Raw genomic sequence first — 16,252 nt, 5'->3', positions numbered from 1 at the left:
CCACAGCCAGACAGGCTTTCTTCTGTAGTCGCTAAGGCATACCCCAGGGACCACGTATGATGACGCCCTTCTGCCTGCTTCATCAGAAGAGAAGAACGACTACGAACGACCGTCGAACCATTACCAGTCCTTGGTCCATTCTCAAGGCCCTCATTCAGAGGCGCGCATGGGCGCACGATAAGGGCCCTATACCCACGGGCGGCATGGGGGATTCACGTGACGAGTCTTGAATGAGGATGAGGTCTCAAAAATTTGCTCCAGATTTTCGTCAATTGATCTGCCCGGGCCTTGCTGGCTTCTGCCGCTTACCGGAAGGAGTTGCGAGGTCCTAACGAAAGCTCATGGGATTCTCCTTCTCGAATTTCCGGGCTGCCCTCATGTGACCTTGCATTACTTTCTCTTGGGCTGTGAGTTGGCGGGGACTTCTCTTTTTATTGATCTGGCTGAAGGCAAACCGTCGATTGTCCTTCTCTCGCTCGACCAGATGAATTACAGCAGCTTGCACTGAGACCCGCTCAAAGCCTGCCCCTTCCAATTCCAACCAGCGCTTCACGATCAGATTGGCGAGCTTGAGCGAATATCGAGACAGCAGAGTAAACGTTAGTTCTTTCGCGAGAACGGTTAGGGGTCGTGCCTGACCTTTGGAGTCCCTGTAAGCAGACTCAACAAAATCAACCGGCCCAAATCTGGACCCGTTAGCGCCAACATGTCCCAACTCATCGAGCATCTTTCTGATGTCCCGGAGGACGTGGGCATGACGCTTGCCAGTGATTTCTGCAATCTCCATAGAGGACATACCCGGGAGGCCGTTTAGGGTAGTTGCTGCGACTGACCCAGCGGTGACGATCTTTTCAAAGACGGATGTGGTCGTGTCCATGGTGATGCGGTTTGTGATGTTCATTGTCGTTACTCCTTTTGGTATCGCCCTTCACGTCGCGCCTACAGCCGGGCATCCAGACCCCGACAAAGGGATCCGACTTGGCATGAAAGGCGTTCTCAGAAGAACTGGATGGTTGCCCAGCAATGCGAGTTGCATTAACGATGGGCAAGGCTGAATTTGTCTTGCAAGGAAACTCCGCAGCAGGCGTCGAGCCTGTAAGGTGCCCTTTCTGACGAGGATGGCTATTGCCAGGATCCCTTCCTCTACGAACTGGACGATCAGCATTCGATAAGCCGTCGATACTTCCTCAGCAGGGTCCTTAAAGTTCTTAAAGTATGCGGCGTTTAATCACGCTCGCTGCCCGAGGTCTCGTATGTCGTAGTGCAACTTTGCGAGGACTTCAGCGCTTGGGGTCTCCAGCTCGTCAGTCCAGTTGCTGGGGCGCATTGCTGGTATTTCCCCGTGGTCCATCTCGGAAGCCAAACATCGCGGTCGTGATTTCATGAGATATGGCATTGCCAGTTCGACGGCCTTCACGTATCGCTGAGCCTGCCGAGTGTTAACGCCCAGAAAATCCCCGACAGATTTAGCGGTGACCTTTGGGAGTTGTGCGATTATCCCGAAAAGACGCTTAACAGAAAGCGGCTTGGACGACCCGCCTTGGTCGAGGGGTCGATCATGCCAGTCGAGTCTTGCAATACCCTCGATGATGTCCGATGCGAAGTATGGATACTGGCCGTATTCCGTTGACGGTCCGATGAATCCCTCGAACGGATTAAGGATGATCTTGGAGGGTCGACCTCGATTGCTTGTCGTCGCACAACTTCCTTGGTTTTCTTTCGGACAGTGAGCTGGTTGCTCTTGACACTGGCAGCGATCAGACGATCTACATGTCCTCCGATACGCCTGTCTAATTCGACAAGCTCGATAGGTGTAAGCATAACTGTGACCCTCATTCAGTAAGCGAACCGGACGGGATGTCCTTTCCGCTTGAAGTGAGGGGTTTTGGAGCGCATCTGATTGGCGGTCGATTGAAGCAGATAAAACGGTTGTCGTAGCGATCCACTGCGCATTCCCCATTGGTAGTCGGCTCGACGAGGTGTCGGTCCGGTTATAGTGGGTGGATTTGCAGGTGAGTCAGAAGGAACGCGATTGGCAACTGTCTGAGGATTCCTGATTTCGCCGGAGCACAACAGCCAGAGCCTGAGCGATCCCACGAGGTATCGGCTTCATGAGAGCAGGCCAAACGCTCGCAAGAGCCAATATATTTCGCGGGTTATTTGAAAAGACTACTTCTGACGACGCTCAATGACCTTGGGATCTCTGACACAACGGTTAATGATATCCACCGCAATATGAATCAGGTCCTCCGCCTCCTCAATCTCATAGATTTTCTCCGGGTGATCCGTTGGATTTCTAAAGCGCTGGCGAAGATGATCAATGTGGGTCATGAGTATCTGATCAGGATTCGGCTTCCTGGGCTTAGCTTTCAGCTCGCCAGTTAGCGCACCCCATGGTCTCTTATCATTTCCACGAGGCAGATAGGCTCGATAGAGAATTCTCACACACTCCTCAACCGCGCGGAGAACATGAAATGCTGCGGCTGTAGGGCACTCGAACGCAATACAACGACACGCCGCCACTATATCGCTCTGAGCCAAGTCCGTTAGACTCGCAAACACGCCCTGCCCCACGACCTTTCCCGGGTCACTGAGAAGATGCTCAAGCTCAATTCTCCTTGGCACGGGAATAGCAATTACCTGAGTCTTGGCTTCGGCAAAAACAGTTCTTTCTAATTGCAGTACAGAGTCGGTCAACACCTCCACGTGCGTCTCAGTTAATTCGCCAGCCTCCCCCTCCTCGGCCGAGCGCTCAATTTCTTCAAACTCTCCAACCAGCCCCGAGAGCATTGAGTCAAATAAGTTGTACGAAACAACTAACCCAAGCTTTTTAAGCCGGTCACGAAAGGTTTTCAGGTTCTCGAATACGAGCGACTTCCCAAGGATTGGACCGCCAACCTGTCTTGCAGCCAAATACCGAATTTGCCCACCCAACTGAACAAATTCACGTGGATCTGTAAGCCTCATGGATCCCTCCATCTAATTCTGATGAGCCTGCTTGGCGGACCCGATTTAAGCTGCGCGTTCACAGCGTCACAAAGGCCATGCCGATACCATATGGCTACTACGTAGGCGACTGCAACACTCAGGCGCACGTCCGGAGGAACATCTCGTTTTACCTTTGCCGCGATGTGACAAGCGCCTTGTCTGTGGGTACACAGAACGAGTACACTTCGCATTGATCAAGAGACGTGAAACCCTTGATTTTATTGGGTTTACGCCACTGATGCCCGTGTCGGCGGTTCGATTCCGTCTCTGGGCACCACTAATACCGAAAACCCCGATCAAGCCATTGATCGGGTTTTTTTTTGCCTGGGGTTTTACCTGCATGCAACTGCGGCCCATGCGCCTTCATTGTTGCGACTCGTTTCCACCTTCGCCCACCTGCCGGACAAACGACTAAGCTGAGCGCTGGCGAGACACGCCTGCGGGGCCGATAGCAAAATCTGCGTCGTACGCAAAAAGTCCTGCGCTGCATGCAGTGAATTTGCGCCATACGCAGTATTGCGCAATACTGCGCCCAACAACTAACCCTCATGACCGGTGTGGCCTGACCATCTGGTTGGAGGGGGAAAAAGCCGGCGCAAGCCGGTTTTTTCGTTCTGGAGCCTGCCCTATGCAGGAAACGCCCCAGCTCAAACCGCTGCGTACTCGTATTTACATCGCAATCCTGTCGCCCACGGGCAGCTTTGCTCCATCTCACCGACTCAGCTACATTCCTCCCTCCCCCTCCCACCCAAAAGAGCCTCAATGGACATCACCGGCATCCCCTTCGGCACCACCGATTGGTCAACCCTCGAGCCCACCGAGCACAAGGGCGTCACTGGGACCGCGTATTGGCGCACCCGGCAATTCGGGAACATCCGGGTGCGGATGGTGGAGTACACGGCGGGGTACCTGGCCGATCACTGGTGCACCAAGGGGCATATCCTGCTTTGCCTCAAGGGTGAGTTGCACACGGAGCTGGAGGACGGGCGGCAGTTCGTGCTCAAGCCCGGCATGAGCTACCAGGTGGCCGACCAGGCCGAGCCGCACCGCTCGTCCACTGCGCTGGGCGCCACCTTGTTCGTGGTGGATTGAGGTTCGATGCCCCCGCCATGACGCGGTAGGATAGACAGTCATTTTTCAGTGCCAGGAACCCGGCCATGTCATCGGCAAACAAACAGCAGAAACGAAACCAACGCGCCAAGGCCAAGGCAAAGGGCAACCGGATCAAGCGCGCCGCTGCGCCAAGTGAGTTCCTGGACCCGCACGATGAACGCATCGACCTGGAAACCGTGGACCTGTCGGAGTTGTTCGAAGGCATGCGCGCCGCCGAAAAGATCAGCCAGGAGGCCATGTGCATCGCCTTCCTGGCGCATCCCCTGCTGGGCCTGGTGCTCGAACAGGAAGGCGAGGAGGAAGCCACCGACTTCATCTTCACGGCCCTGATCGAGTACCGGCGCATGACCACGGGCGTCGACGAGCAGACCGCCCTGGACTGGGTCGAGAGCGAGCAGTTCCAGGCAGACTACGTGGCGGCTTCCCAGGCGCTGGCGCAGGGCTGATCGGGCGTCCACCCGCTGCGCGGGCTGGACGAACGAAAGTCGACGCCCGGTGACCGCGGCCTGGAAAACCCATGTAAGATTGGTGCGCTTTTTTACTTACACCCTGTCAATGAGCTTCATCCTGCATGTCACCGGCCGCGCCTACTCCCTCCCTGATCCAGGCATTGCGGACCGAAACCGCTGAACTGCACATCGCCCTGGAAAAACGCCTGCCGTTTTTCTCCGAGCACTTGACCCTCGACCTGTACCGACGCCTGATGGCTGCCTACTACGGGTTCTATCGGCCCCTGGAGCAACAGCTCCAGGTCCTGGCGCTGGTCCCGACGGGCCTGGATCAGTCCCTGCGGGTCAAGGTCCCGGTGTTGCGGGCAGACCTCATGGCCCTGGGCCTGGATGAAGCCAGCCTCGCGGCGCTGCCCACCTGCCGGCAACTGCCCCGGATCGACTCGCGCGCCGCGGCCCTCGGCGTGTCCTATGTGCTGGAGGGGGCAACCCTCGGCGGGCAGATCCTGCGGCGCAGGGTGGCCGAACAGCTCGGGCTCGACGCCACCAGCGGCGCGGCGTTTCTCGATGTCTATGGCGAACTCACCGGTCGACGCTGGAAGGACTTCCTGCAATACCTGGACGACAGGAACCTTGGCCAAGCCCAAACGCTCGAAGTCACAAACGCAGCCAAGGCGACGTTTACCTATTTTGAACACTGGCTGGACAGCCAGGAGGTCCTGTTATGAACCCGGAAAACCAAGAAGCCTTCGAAGAACTGCTGGCCAATTGCGCAGACGAACCGATCCGCTTCCCCGGGGCCATCCAGCCTCATGGCGTGTTGTTGATGCTGTCCGAGCCGGACTTCGTGATCCGCCAGGTCAGCGCCAACGTGCTGCAACTGATGGGACACGACCCTCACCGGCTGCTGGGGCAGACCCTGGACGTGCTGTTGGGCCTGGAACAGGCCGAGGCGATCCTGGTTGCCTGTCGCAACGCGCCGCAGGGCGACACCGCGCCGGTGGCCATTGTCGCCAACCACCAGCGCTTCGATGCCCTGGTGCATCGCCATCAAGGCGCCCTGATCGTCGAACTGGAACAGCACCTGAACGACTACCGCCCCGAAGGCGTCAGCGGCGAGGCCAACATGGGCCGGATGCTGCAACGCCTGCAAAGTGCGAAGTCCCTCCAGGACCTGTACGAAATCAGTGTGCGGGAAATCCAGGCCATGACCGGTTACGACCGGGTATTGATCTATCGCTTCGAAGAGGAAGGCCACGGCCAGGTGATCGCCGAGGCCAGCGCGCCGTCGATGGAGCTCTACAAGGGCCTGTTCTTCCCGGCGTCGGATATCCCCGAGCAGGCGCGGGAGCTGTATCGCACCAACTGGCTGCGCATCATCCCCAATGCCGACTACGCGCCGGTTTCACTGGTCCCCGAGCTGCGGCCCGATACCCAGGCGCCGCTGGACCTGAGCTTTTCCGCGCTGCGCAGCGTCTCGCCGATCCACCGCCAATACATGAAGAACATGGGCGTGCTGTCGTCCATGAGCATTTCGCTGATGGAAGGCGAGCGCTTGTGGGGGCTGATCAGTTGCGGCAACCGCGAGCCGCTGCTGGTACCCCATGAAATGCGCATGGCCTGCCAGACCATCGGCCAAGTGCTGTCGTTGCAGATCAGCGCCATGGAAGCCCTGGAACTGGCGCGCCAACGAGACGCCAAGCTCGAAAACCTCAAGGCACTCGCCGCCGCCATGGCCGAGTCCACCCATAACGTGTTCGATGGCTTGTCCCGCGAGCCCCAGCGGCTGATGGCCCTGGCCGACGCCGCCGGCGTGGCGATCCTCGAGGACAACAAGCTGCACCGCCACGGCCAATGCCCGCAACCGGAGCAGATCCGCGAGCTGCACAAGTGGATCCTGGAAACCGGCCAGCCGGTGTTCGCCCACCACAATCTGGGCAGCGTGTTTGCCCCGGCCCAGGCCTACCAGGACGTGGCCAGCGGCGTGCTGGCGATCCACCTGCCCAAGCCGGTGGAAAACGGCGTGCTGTGGTTCCGTCCCGAGGTGAAGCAGACCCTGCAGTGGAGCGGCGATCCGCAAAAGCCCCTGGACCTGGAGAACAGCGAGACCGGCCTGCGCCTGCGGCCGCGCACGTCGTTCGAGATCTGGAAAGTCGAGATGGCCGGCATCAGCACCAAATGGACCCATGGCGACCTGTTCGCCGCCAACGACCTGCGGCGCTCGGCCCTGGAAAACGACCTCGCCCGCCAGGTCCTCAAGGAGCGCCTGGCCGTGCAGGCCCGCGATGAACTGGTGGCGGTGGTGTCCCATGACCTGCGCAGCCCGATGACGGTCATTTCCATGCTCTGCGGCATGATGCGCAAGGCATTCAGCTCCGACGGCTCCCACAGCTCCAAACGCATTTCCTCGGCCATCGACACCATGCAACAAGCCACCAGCCGCATGAACGCGCTGCTGGAAGACCTGCTCGACACTTCGAAGATCGACGCCGGACGCTACACCATCAATCCCCAGCCGATCGCCGTCAGCCAGATCTTCGAGGACGCCTGCTCGCTGTTGTCGCCGCTGGCGATCGCCAAGGCCATCGACATTTCCTTCCAGGCCGAACCCGACCTGAGGATCAATGCCGACCCCGAGCGCTTGTTCCAGGTGCTGTCCAACCTGATTGGCAATGCCATCAAGTTCACCCCGCAACAAGGCTCCGTGGGCATCAGCGCGATGTCGGTGGGCGACGAGATCATGTTCAGCGTGCGCGACACCGGCGAAGGCATCGCCGCAGAACAGTTGCCCCACGTGTTCGACCGCTACTGGACCCTCAAGGAAGGCAACCCGAACGGCACTGGCCTGGGGCTGTACATCTCCAAGGGGATCGTCCAGGCCCACGGCGGCAAACTGCACGCCGAAAGCCAGCCGGGCAAGGGCAGCGAATTCACCTTTACCGTGCCCAAGATCGACTGAGCCGGACATCCCCCGACGAATTGGAAAACCAAGCCCAATGGCCTCACTGAACAAGCAGCAAAAACGCGCCAAGCGCGCCAAGGACAAAGCCAAGCAGATCCGCATGAGCGGGCGTAAATCCATCCCGATGTACGGCGACCCGGCCCACGCCACCGCTCAACCACCGGTCTACGTGCTGGAGCTGTTCGCCAAGCTGCGCGAAGCCGAAGCCATCGGCCGCAGCGAACTGCTCGACACGCTGCTCGCCTCCATGAGCGTCATGATCAGCGAGCGCCCAGGCCTGCTCGATTTGAAAAACGCCGAAAACGAAAGCATGGCGGCCACCAACCTGGCCGCCGACATGCTGGTGGACTACCGCATGTGGGCCGACGACATGGACCGCGAGACGGCGCAACGCTGGCTCAGTACCCCGGAATTCATCAAGGATTTCAGCGAAGCGCTGGACCGGTACCGCCAGGCGATGGAAGAGCCGGCCGGCGAATAAGCCGATCGGCTATTCGTCACCGTTCCAATGGAACACCAGGTTGCGCGCGCCACCGTTGCCCACCTCGGCGGTGTCGCGGCGCTCCTCGCCGTTGCGCGTCGCTCGCACCGTGTACTTGCCCGGCGGCAACTGCACATAAACCAGCGGCCCCGCCTGGTCCAGGGTCAACAACGTTTGCCCTGAAGCATTCTGGACGATGACATCCACGTCCGGGATGTACTTGTTCTCCACCCCGACCGCGAATGTCATGTGCAGGTTGTAGCCCTGGGCCTGGCCGATGGCGCGGGCTTCATCCTCACCGACACCGCCCGACAGGTAGGTGATGCCGTTCTGTTGCATGGGCTGGACCTGGACCCCGGCGTTGTCCACAGGCGCAAGATGGGTGGCGCTCAGCTCAATGGGGAACAACAGGATGCCGAGGACGATGAAGGGCAGTACTGGATAATGGGTGAGCTTCATGGCGAGGACTCCAGGTGCTGGAAACAACCCACGTGAGTACTCGTTTGAGCAAGGTTATGCGTTAAGGTTTAGATCAATTGGGAGTAGGGCTTAGGATGAGAACGCTCTACCTACCGACATATCCCTTTGACATATCCCTTTATTATCCTATTCTTCCAATCGTGTTTTGGAGGAGTGCGTATGGAACAAACAACCTTGTTCATGAACAACCGCAGCCAAGCTGTCCGACTGCCCAAAGCAGTGGCGATGCCAAGCGACGTCAAGCGGGTAGATGTAATCGCCATAGGCCGGGCGCGCGTCATTACACCGGCCGGCGAGGCATGGGACAGCTGGTTTGATGGCGATAGCGCGACAGCAGATTTTATGGCAGAGCGCGAGCAGCCTACCGACCAGGAGCGCGAGTCTTTCTGATGATCAAATACATGCTCGATACCAACGTCTGTATTTTCACCATCAAGAATAAACCCCAGATTGTCAGAGACGCTTTCAATCGTCATCACGGCCAGCTCTGCATCAGCGCCGTCACGTTGATGGAGTTGATCTACGGCGCAGAAAAATCATCCGCCCCAGAAAAAAATCTTGGTGTCATCGAAGGGTTCTGTGCTCGCCTGGAGGTTTTGCCTTTTGGTGATGGCGCTGCAGCCCATACCGGCATGATCCGCGCAGAGCTGGCAAAGATCGGCAGGCCAATCGGCCCCTATGACCAAATGATTGCCGGCCATGCCCGCTCTCTTGGATTGATTGTTGTCACCAACGATCTGAAAGAATTCGAAAGAGTTCCCGGAACGCGCATCGAGGATTGGACCACCGCGACGCCGGCGTTGTAGCTTCGGTAGGGCCTTGAAGTCCAGACGGATTTCGGACTGCACGAAATAGCTCCAAGAATTCTCGCAATACTCTGAGTTCTCGAGGGGACCTCGACTCCTCCAAACGTTTGATCGCGGCAACGCTCATCCGGTTAACCCTTCCAACCCCCGCCCAAAGCTGGCACCATCGCGCCTTTTTTTACGCGACTCCCCCGGGATTTTTACCGGTAGACACGGTTCAAACGGCTGTTCGGTTGTTGATGGCGCGACAGTCTGCTGTGCCGATGCGACAACCTGCTGCACATCACCGGTTTACCCCCCGTAGCGCTGTTGGCGACCATTCGGACGCATGCTAGCTTGGCCGCCTCGCCACGGAAGGCAGCCAACAGCAAGGGAGCACACACCATGAGGACCGCACATGGCCCAGGCCACGCCCGCGCTTGAAATCCGCAACCTGCACAAACGCTACGGCCAGTTGGAGGTGCTCAAGGGTGTCTCGCTGACCGCCCGCGACGGCGATGTGATCTCGATCCTGGGTTCCTCCGGTTCCGGCAAGTCCACGTTCTTGCGTTGCATCAACCTGCTGGAAAACCCCAACCAGGGTGAAATCCTGGTGGCCGGCGAAGCGCTCAAGCTCAAGGCCGCGAAAAACGGCGAGCTGGTGGCCGCCGACGGCAAGCAGATCAACCGCATGCGCAGTGAGATTGGTTTTGTGTTTCAAAACTTTAATCTGTGGCCGCACATGAGCGTGCTCGACAACATCATCGAAGCCCCGCGCCGGGTGCTCGGCCAGAGCAAGGCCGAAGCCACCGAAGTCGCCGAAGCCCTGCTGGCCAAGGTCGGCATTGCCGACAAGCGCCACGCCTACCCGGCCGAACTCTCTGGCGGCCAGCAACAGCGCGCCGCCATCGCCCGTACCCTGGCGATGCAACCCAAGGTGATTCTGTTCGACGAGCCCACCTCCGCCCTTGACCCGGAAATGGTCCAGGAAGTACTTAGTGTGATCCGCGCCCTGGCCGAAGAAGGCCGCACCATGCTGCTGGTGACCCACGAAATGAGTTTCGCCCGCCAGGTCTCCAGCGAAGTGGTGTTCCTTCATCAGGGCCTGGTCGAGGAGCAAGGATCGCCACAGCAGGTCTTCGAGAACCCGCTTTCGGCGCGCTGCAAACAATTCATGTCCAGCAACCGCTAACGGAGCAATACCTATGCAGATCTACAGGAAATTCCTCTTGGCCGCTGCCGCCAGCCTGGTGTTCTCGGCCAATGCCATGGCGGCCGAAAAGCTGAAGATGGGCATCGAGGCGGCCTACCCGCCGTTCAACAACAAGGACGCCAGCGGCCAGGTCGTGGGCTTCGACAAGGACATCGGCGACGCCCTGTGCGCCAAGATGAAAGTCGAATGCGAAGTGGTCACCTCCGATTGGGACGGCATCATCCCGGCCCTGAACGCCAAGAAATTCGACTTCCTGATCTCGTCGCTGTCGATCACCGATGAGCGCAAGCAGGCGGTGGACTTCACCGACCCGTACTACTCCAACAAACTTCAATTCATCGCGGCCAAGGGCGTCGACTTCAAGACCGACAAGGATTCGCTCAAAGGCAAGGTCATCGGCGCGCAACGGGCGACCCTGGCCGGCACCTGGCTGGAAGACGAACTGGGCAACGACATCACCGCCAAGCTCTACGACACCCAGGAAAACGCCTACCTGGACCTGACCTCCGGGCGCGTCGACGCGATCCTGGCGGACAAATACGTCAACTACGACTGGCTCAAGACCGACGCCGGCCGCAACTACGAATTCAAGGGCGACCCGGTGGTGGAAAGCGACAAGATCGGCATCGCCGTGCGCAAGGGTGACAACGAACTGCGCAACAAGCTGAACGCCGCGCTCAAGGAAATCGTCGCCGACGGCACCTACAAGAAAATCAACGACAAGTACTTCCCGTTCAGCATCTATTGATCCTGACGTGCCCGGCCGACGCTGCTGCACGGCAGCGCCGGCCCTTTGCAAAGCCTGCCGCGATATGAACACATACCCATGATGATCGATCTCTACGGATTCGGCCCGGCGCTCGCCGCTGGCGCGCTGATGACCGTCAAGCTGGCCCTCTCGGCCCTGTGCCTGGGACTGGTGCTCGGCCTGCTCGGCGCCTTGGCCAAGACCTCGCCATACAAGCCGCTGCAATGGCTGGGCGGCACCTACTCGACGCTGGTTCGTGGCATTCCGGAATTGCTCTGGGTGCTGCTGATCTACTTCGGCACCGTCAACCTGATGCGCGCGCTGGGCGAGTACCTGGGCCATCCCGACCTGGCGTTGGACGCCTTCGCCGCCGGTGTGATTGCCCTGGGCCTGTGCTTCGGCGCCTACGCGACGGAAGTGTTTCGCGGTGCGATCCTGGCGATCCCCAAGGGGCACCGTGAAGCCGGCGTCGCCCTGGGCCTGTCGAAGGGGCGGATCTTCACCCGGTTGATCATGCCGCAGATGTGGCGCATCGCCCTGCCGGGCCTGGGCAACCTGTTCATGATCCTGATGAAGGACACCGCGCTGGTCTCGGTGATCGGCCTGGAAGAAATCATGCGCCACGCCCAGATCGGCGTGACCGTGTCCAAGCAACCCTTCACCTTCTATATGGTGGCCGCGTTCATGTACCTGGGCCTGACCGTACTGGCCATGGCCGGCATGCACCTCTTGGAACGACGCGCCGCGCGCGGCTTCATCAGGAGCACCCAATGAACTGGGACGTCATCATCAAGTGGCTGCCGAAACTGGCCCAGGGCGCGACATTGACCCTGGAGCTGGTGGCGATCGCCGTGATCGCCGGCCTGCTGCTGGCGATTCCACTGGGCATCGCCCGCTCTTCGCGCCTGTGGTACGTGCGGGCATTGCCCTACGCGTACATCTTCTTTTTCCGTGGCTCGCCGCTGCTGGTTCAACTGTTCCTGGTCTATTACGGCCTGGCGCAGTTCGATGCGGTGCGCAGCAGTGCGTTGTGGCCGTACCTGCGCGATCCGTTCTGGTGCGCGACGGTGACCATGACCCTGCACACGGCGGCCTACATCGCCGAGATCCTGCGCGGCGCGATCCAGGCCATCCCCCGCGGCGAGATCGAAGCCGCGCGGGCGCTGGGCATGTCGCGGCCCAAGGCGCTGTTCTACATCATGCTGCCCCGTGCCGCGCGCATCGGCCTGCCGGCCTATAGCAACGAAGTGATCCTGATGCTCAAGGCCAGTGCCCTGGCGAGCACCGTGACCCTGCTGGAACTCACCGGCATGGCCCGCACCATCATCGCCCGGACCTACCTGCCGGTGGAGATCTTCTTCGCCGCCGGCATGTTCTACCTGCTGATGGCGTTCCTGCTGGTGCAAGGCTTCAAGCAGTTGGAGCGCTGGTTGCGCGTCGATGCCTGCCAAGGGCGCTGACCACGGCGTGCTGACGGGCGAAGCGCTGCTCGCCCGTTTCACCGCGCTGGACGCCTTTCTCTGCGCCCACCAGGCCTTGTGGAAACCGCGGCCCTTCACCCATTTGCAGCTCCCCTGGGAAACGTCCTACCCACAGCTGGCGCAATGGCTACGCCAGCGTTCCCTGGAGACGGCAGAACGCGACCATCACCAACCCTGGCTGATCGAGCACGCACCTGCCCCCTTCCCGCAACTGGCGGCTGTTTCCCGCACCTTGAGTGCAGTTGCACCACTGCCCGCGAAAGCGCTGGATGCCCCCGCCCATCGCCTCGACGTGGAGGTGCCCGGGCGCAAATGGCAGCAGATCGAAGCCTTCGCCAGCCGCCTGCGCTTTGCCAGCGAACCTGGCCATTGGCTGGACTGGTGCGCCGGCAAAGGCCATCTCGGTCGCCGACTGCTGCAAGGCGAACAACGATTGACCTGCCTGGAATACGACCCTGCCCTGGTCGCCAGTGGCCAACAACTGAGCCGGCGCCATCACCTGCCCGTCACGCACCAGCAACAAGACGTAATGGCACCCGACGCCGCCCAGGCGATCACCGCCGAACACACACCGGTGGCCCTGCATGCCTGCGGCGACCTGCACGTGCGACTGCTGCACTTGGCCAGCGCCGCCGGCTGTGCACGACTGGCCATCGCCCCGTGCTGTTACAACCGCATCAGCGCCGAGCACTATCAGCCGCTGTCCGACACGGCCAAGGGCTCCGCCCTACAGCTGTCCCTCGACGACCTGGCCCTGCCGCTGACCGAAACCGTCACCGCCGGCGCCCGGGTACGACGGCAGCGGGACCAGTCCATGGCCCGGCGCCTGGGCTTCGACCTGCTGCAACGGCAACTCCGAGGACGCGACGACTACCTGCCCACCCCCTCCCTGCCCAGCGCCTGGTTGGAAAAATCCTTCGCCCAGTACTGCACCGATCTGGCGGCCCTCAAGGACTTATCCACAGTCGGCTCACCCGATTGGAATGCGCTGGAAGCGGCAGGCCAAGAACGCCTGGCCCACGTGCGCAACCTGGAACTGGTGCGCGGCCTGTTCCGACGCCCGTTGGAGCTATGGCTGGTGCTGGACCGGGCGCTTTTCCTCACCCAACAGGGCTACGCCGTGCGCCTCGGCACTTTCTGCGAAACCCCGCTGACGCCGCGCAACCTGATGCTGTTGGCAGAGCGTCACTGAGCCGTGACAGCCTGTGGATAACTCTGTTGATGGAATCTCCCAGCGACCAATGGAACCGCGATTTCCTGACCGTTTCCCTAGTGTTCATTTTTTGTTCACATGGATAAAAAACCATGAAAACAGGCATTTGCGGCCCAATGAGAACGTGTTCACAAAACTGCAAGGTTCAAGCGGCCGCATCCATCCCGTTGTGCATAAGCCTCTGAGCAAAACGGCATAACCGCCGAATTCCGTGCTGCCCCACAGCGCTCGTTGCACCCGGCTCGCCGCTGCTATACAACAACCGAACGTATCGTGATTGACACCTGCCGACACATTCAAGGATTGGTCGTGACGTTCATTTCCTACGCACAAAACTTCGAAGACATACGCCTGTGGCGCGCCCTTCAGACGGTGGAAAACGGCTTTTACCTGGACGTCGGCGCCAACCACCCGACAGATGACTCCGTCACCCGGGCGTTCTACGACCACGGCTGGCACGGCATCAACATCGAACCGGTCCAGGCCTACTATGCCGCGCTCTGCCAGGAACGCTCGCGAGACATCAACCTGCAATGCGTGGCCGGTGAAAACGCCGACGGCCTGACCTTCTACACCATCGCCGACACCGGGCTGTCCACCGTCGAACCCAACGTCGCCCAACAACACCGCGACGCCGGCATGGACGTGCGCACCCAGACCGTCCAATCCCGCACCCTGGCCTCGATCTGCGAAGAACACGCACAGGACCGACCCATTCACTTCCTCAAGATCGACGTGGAAGGCCACGAGGAAACCGTGCTGCGTGGCATGGATTTCAGCCGCTGGCGCCCCTGGATCATCCTCATCGAAACCCCATGGGCCCGCGACCAGGCCTGGGAAACCCTCGTCACCGGCGCCGGCTACCAGTCCATCCTGTTCGACGGCATCAACACCTACTACCTGGCCGACGAACACCTGGCCCTCAAACCCGCCTTCGACATCCCGCCCTGCAACCTCGACGGCTTCCAACTGCGCAAAGGTCATCCCTTCAGCCACCCCCTCGACGACACCGACGCCCAACTGACCGCCGCCCTGCAACGCGCCGAACAAGCCGAGGCCCAACTCCACGCCATCCAAAACAGCCGAACCTGGCGAGCCTTGCAGAAACTGCGCAACCTGCTGCACCGCGCCTGAGCCAACCTCGCGCAAAAATAGTCAGAATTCAGGGGTTTACAGAACGCCCCCAACCGCTATAATCGTCGCCCACACGCCGGTATAGCTCAGTTGGTAGAGCAACTGACTTGTAATCAGTAGGTCCCGGGTTCGATTCCTGGTGCCGGCACCATACAAGACGAAGCCCTCGCAGAAATGCGAGGGCTTTGTCGTTTCTAGGCGTCCACTTTTCATCCGCCCCCCTGAAAAACCTGTGGGAGCGAGCCTGCTCGCGATGAGGCCATCAGACTGGCTGATAGTCTCCGGCCAAGACAATGGGCAATCTTGCTGGCCTGACCCGTTCCTGCACAGCGAAGGACGCTCTCTAGTCTTGTAGTCCTCGGGCATCAGACATCGGTCATCACGTGCCGCTCTTACCCGTCAACACCGACTTCAATCACGTAGCCGCTCAGCTGCCTTGCGATAGACCTGCTCTCGCTCACGCTTGTCGACAGCTATTACAAAAACCACGACTTCTTGATCAATCACCTGGTAAACCAACCGATAGCCGCTGCTGCGCAGCTTGATTTTGTAGCAATCAGGTAAGGCATGCAGTCGATTGGCTTCTACGCGCGGATTGAGCAAAACCGTGGCCAGCTTCTTCTTGAGTTGCTCACGAAGGGTTCCACCTAGCTTTTTCCATTCTTTTAACGCTCGCGCATCGAATTCCAGGCTATAGGTCATCTAGCGAAACCTTAACCCGCTGCGGGGCCGCGAGTCGCTCGCGCACTGTGGCGATCAAGGCTTCATCGTCCTCAGTCAACAGGACGGGTTTGAATGGTAACTGGCCACGCTCCGCTACGTACTGCAAGGCTTGGCGCATTAGCTCGGAAGGAGTGACACCGAGCTTCTCAAGTTCGCGGTAGGCGCGCACCTTGAGGTCGTCGTCGATACGGACATTGATGGACGCCATGAGGCAACTCCCGATGTAATGACATTGGTCTTTACAGTGCGGCAAAAAATTTTTTTGGGCAAGCCCGGATGTGTCAATCAAGCCACACCATTGTGCATGCCCCACTTAGTCAAATACTGATTCAAGCCCACGGGATCTGCTTCGCCCCCCAGCGGGAGCAAGCTCTCATCAAACAAATTACAACCCATTGTTTTTAATGCTTTTTAAGCAGCATCGATCAACCTCATTCCCAGCTTAGTAGCTTTGCGTTGCAAGGCTCTGAGCTGGCGATTAC

18 protein-coding genes and 1 tRNA gene are annotated in these 16,252 nt (G+C 59.6%); 14 read left to right on the top strand and 5 right to left on the bottom strand.

All coding sequences use genetic code 11. From position 1 onward, the window contains the following. Positions 1-328: 328 nt before the first annotated feature. Both Q6A48_RS15170 and Q6A48_RS15165 read right to left on the bottom strand, forming a co-directional pair. The gene (locus Q6A48_RS15170; RefSeq protein ID WP_304554921.1) at positions 329-901 is read right to left on the bottom strand and encodes a Rha family transcriptional regulator; all 573 of its coding nucleotides are present in this window, start codon (positions 899-901) and stop codon (positions 329-331) included. Positions 902-2,169: 1,268 nt separating this feature from the next. Then, the gene (locus Q6A48_RS15165; RefSeq protein ID WP_304554920.1) at positions 2,170-2,967 is read right to left on the bottom strand and encodes a hypothetical protein; all 798 of its coding nucleotides are present in this window, start codon (positions 2,965-2,967) and stop codon (positions 2,170-2,172) included. A gap of 783 nt (positions 2,968-3,750) precedes the next feature. On the opposite strand from Q6A48_RS15165, the gene Q6A48_RS15160 reads away from it, so the two are divergent. From Q6A48_RS15160 to Q6A48_RS15140, 5 genes are all read left to right on the top strand, one after another. Continuing rightward, complete coding sequence (locus Q6A48_RS15160) at positions 3,751-4,080, top strand: DHCW motif cupin fold protein (RefSeq protein WP_304554919.1); 330 nt, start codon at positions 3,751-3,753, stop codon at positions 4,078-4,080. Positions 4,081-4,145: 65 nt separating this feature from the next. Beyond that, positions 4,146-4,547: a hypothetical protein gene (locus tag Q6A48_RS15155; protein WP_304554918.1), complete on the top strand. Its 402-nt coding sequence runs from the start codon at positions 4,146-4,148 to the stop codon at positions 4,545-4,547. A gap of 125 nt (positions 4,548-4,672) precedes the next feature. Next, the gene (locus Q6A48_RS15150) at positions 4,673-5,278 is read left to right on the top strand and encodes a biliverdin-producing heme oxygenase (protein WP_304554917.1); all 606 of its coding nucleotides are present in this window, start codon (positions 4,673-4,675) and stop codon (positions 5,276-5,278) included. After that, positions 5,275-7,509 carry an ATP-binding protein gene (locus tag Q6A48_RS15145; RefSeq protein ID WP_304554916.1) on the top strand — a complete coding sequence of 745 codons (2,235 nt, stop codon included), beginning with the start codon at positions 5,275-5,277 and terminating at the stop codon, positions 7,507-7,509. The genes Q6A48_RS15150 and Q6A48_RS15145 overlap by 4 nt, the downstream gene beginning before the upstream one ends. A gap of 37 nt (positions 7,510-7,546) precedes the next feature. Beyond that, the gene (locus Q6A48_RS15140) at positions 7,547-7,993 is read left to right on the top strand and encodes a hypothetical protein (RefSeq protein WP_304554915.1); all 447 of its coding nucleotides are present in this window, start codon (positions 7,547-7,549) and stop codon (positions 7,991-7,993) included. 9 nt (positions 7,994-8,002) lie between these two features. Here the strand turns inward: Q6A48_RS15140 and Q6A48_RS15135 are convergent, their stop codons facing one another. Beyond that, positions 8,003-8,452: a carboxypeptidase regulatory-like domain-containing protein gene (locus Q6A48_RS15135; RefSeq protein WP_304554914.1), complete on the bottom strand. Its 450-nt coding sequence runs from the start codon at positions 8,450-8,452 to the stop codon at positions 8,003-8,005. A gap of 180 nt (positions 8,453-8,632) precedes the next feature. Here Q6A48_RS15135 and vapB point away from each other — a divergent pair, with 180 nt between their 5' ends. The 9 genes from vapB (at position 8,633) to Q6A48_RS15090 (ending at position 15,198) form a co-directional block, all read left to right on the top strand. Then, positions 8,633-8,863: a type II toxin-antitoxin system VapB family antitoxin gene (vapB, locus tag Q6A48_RS15130; protein ID WP_304554913.1), complete on the top strand. Its 231-nt coding sequence runs from the start codon at positions 8,633-8,635 to the stop codon at positions 8,861-8,863. Continuing rightward, positions 8,863-9,279 (top strand): type II toxin-antitoxin system tRNA(fMet)-specific endonuclease VapC, encoded by a 417-nt coding sequence (vapC, locus tag Q6A48_RS15125; protein WP_304554912.1) that lies wholly within the window; start codon positions 8,863-8,865, stop codon positions 9,277-9,279. The genes vapB and vapC overlap by 1 nt, the downstream gene beginning before the upstream one ends. A gap of 397 nt (positions 9,280-9,676) precedes the next feature. After that, positions 9,677-10,450: an ABC transporter ATP-binding protein gene (locus tag Q6A48_RS15120; RefSeq protein WP_304554911.1), complete on the top strand. Its 774-nt coding sequence runs from the start codon at positions 9,677-9,679 to the stop codon at positions 10,448-10,450. A 13-nt stretch (positions 10,451-10,463) separates the two neighbouring features. Beyond that, positions 10,464-11,219, top strand: a complete 756-nt coding sequence (locus tag Q6A48_RS15115) for an ABC transporter substrate-binding protein (protein ID WP_304554910.1) — start codon at positions 10,464-10,466, stop codon at positions 11,217-11,219. A 78-nt stretch (positions 11,220-11,297) separates the two neighbouring features. Beyond that, on the top strand, positions 11,298-11,993 hold the full coding sequence (locus Q6A48_RS15110; protein ID WP_304554909.1) for an ABC transporter permease: 696 nt from the start codon (positions 11,298-11,300) through the stop codon (positions 11,991-11,993). Continuing rightward, entirely contained in the window at positions 11,990-12,679 is a 690-nt protein-coding gene (locus Q6A48_RS15105; RefSeq protein WP_304554908.1) for an ABC transporter permease, read from the top strand. The genes Q6A48_RS15110 and Q6A48_RS15105 overlap by 4 nt, the downstream gene beginning before the upstream one ends. Beyond that, positions 12,660-13,892, top strand: coding sequence for a methyltransferase (locus tag Q6A48_RS15100; protein ID WP_304554907.1), 1,233 nt, complete (start codon positions 12,660-12,662; stop codon positions 13,890-13,892). The genes Q6A48_RS15105 and Q6A48_RS15100 overlap by 20 nt, the downstream gene beginning before the upstream one ends. Before the next feature lie 330 nt (positions 13,893-14,222). Then, positions 14,223-15,047 (top strand): FkbM family methyltransferase, encoded by an 825-nt coding sequence (locus tag Q6A48_RS15095; protein WP_304554906.1) that lies wholly within the window; start codon positions 14,223-14,225, stop codon positions 15,045-15,047. A gap of 75 nt (positions 15,048-15,122) precedes the next feature. Then, positions 15,123-15,198 (top strand) — tRNA-Thr (locus tag Q6A48_RS15090). A gap of 260 nt (positions 15,199-15,458) precedes the next feature. Here the strand turns inward: Q6A48_RS15090 and Q6A48_RS15085 are convergent. Next, entirely contained in the window at positions 15,459-15,749 is a 291-nt protein-coding gene (locus Q6A48_RS15085; protein ID WP_304554905.1) for a type II toxin-antitoxin system RelE family toxin, read from the bottom strand. After that, the gene (locus tag Q6A48_RS15080; RefSeq protein ID WP_304554904.1) at positions 15,739-15,978 is read right to left on the bottom strand and encodes a type II toxin-antitoxin system RelB/DinJ family antitoxin; all 240 of its coding nucleotides are present in this window, start codon (positions 15,976-15,978) and stop codon (positions 15,739-15,741) included. The genes Q6A48_RS15085 and Q6A48_RS15080 overlap by 11 nt, the downstream gene beginning before the upstream one ends. Positions 15,979-16,252: the final 274 nt, after the last annotated feature.

The organism is Pseudomonas citrullilanati, assembly GCF_030580855.1.
Classification (GTDB): domain Bacteria; phylum Pseudomonadota; class Gammaproteobacteria; order Pseudomonadales; family Pseudomonadaceae; genus Aquipseudomonas; species Aquipseudomonas citrulli.
This window is presented reverse-complemented; position numbering and strand designations above follow the sequence as displayed.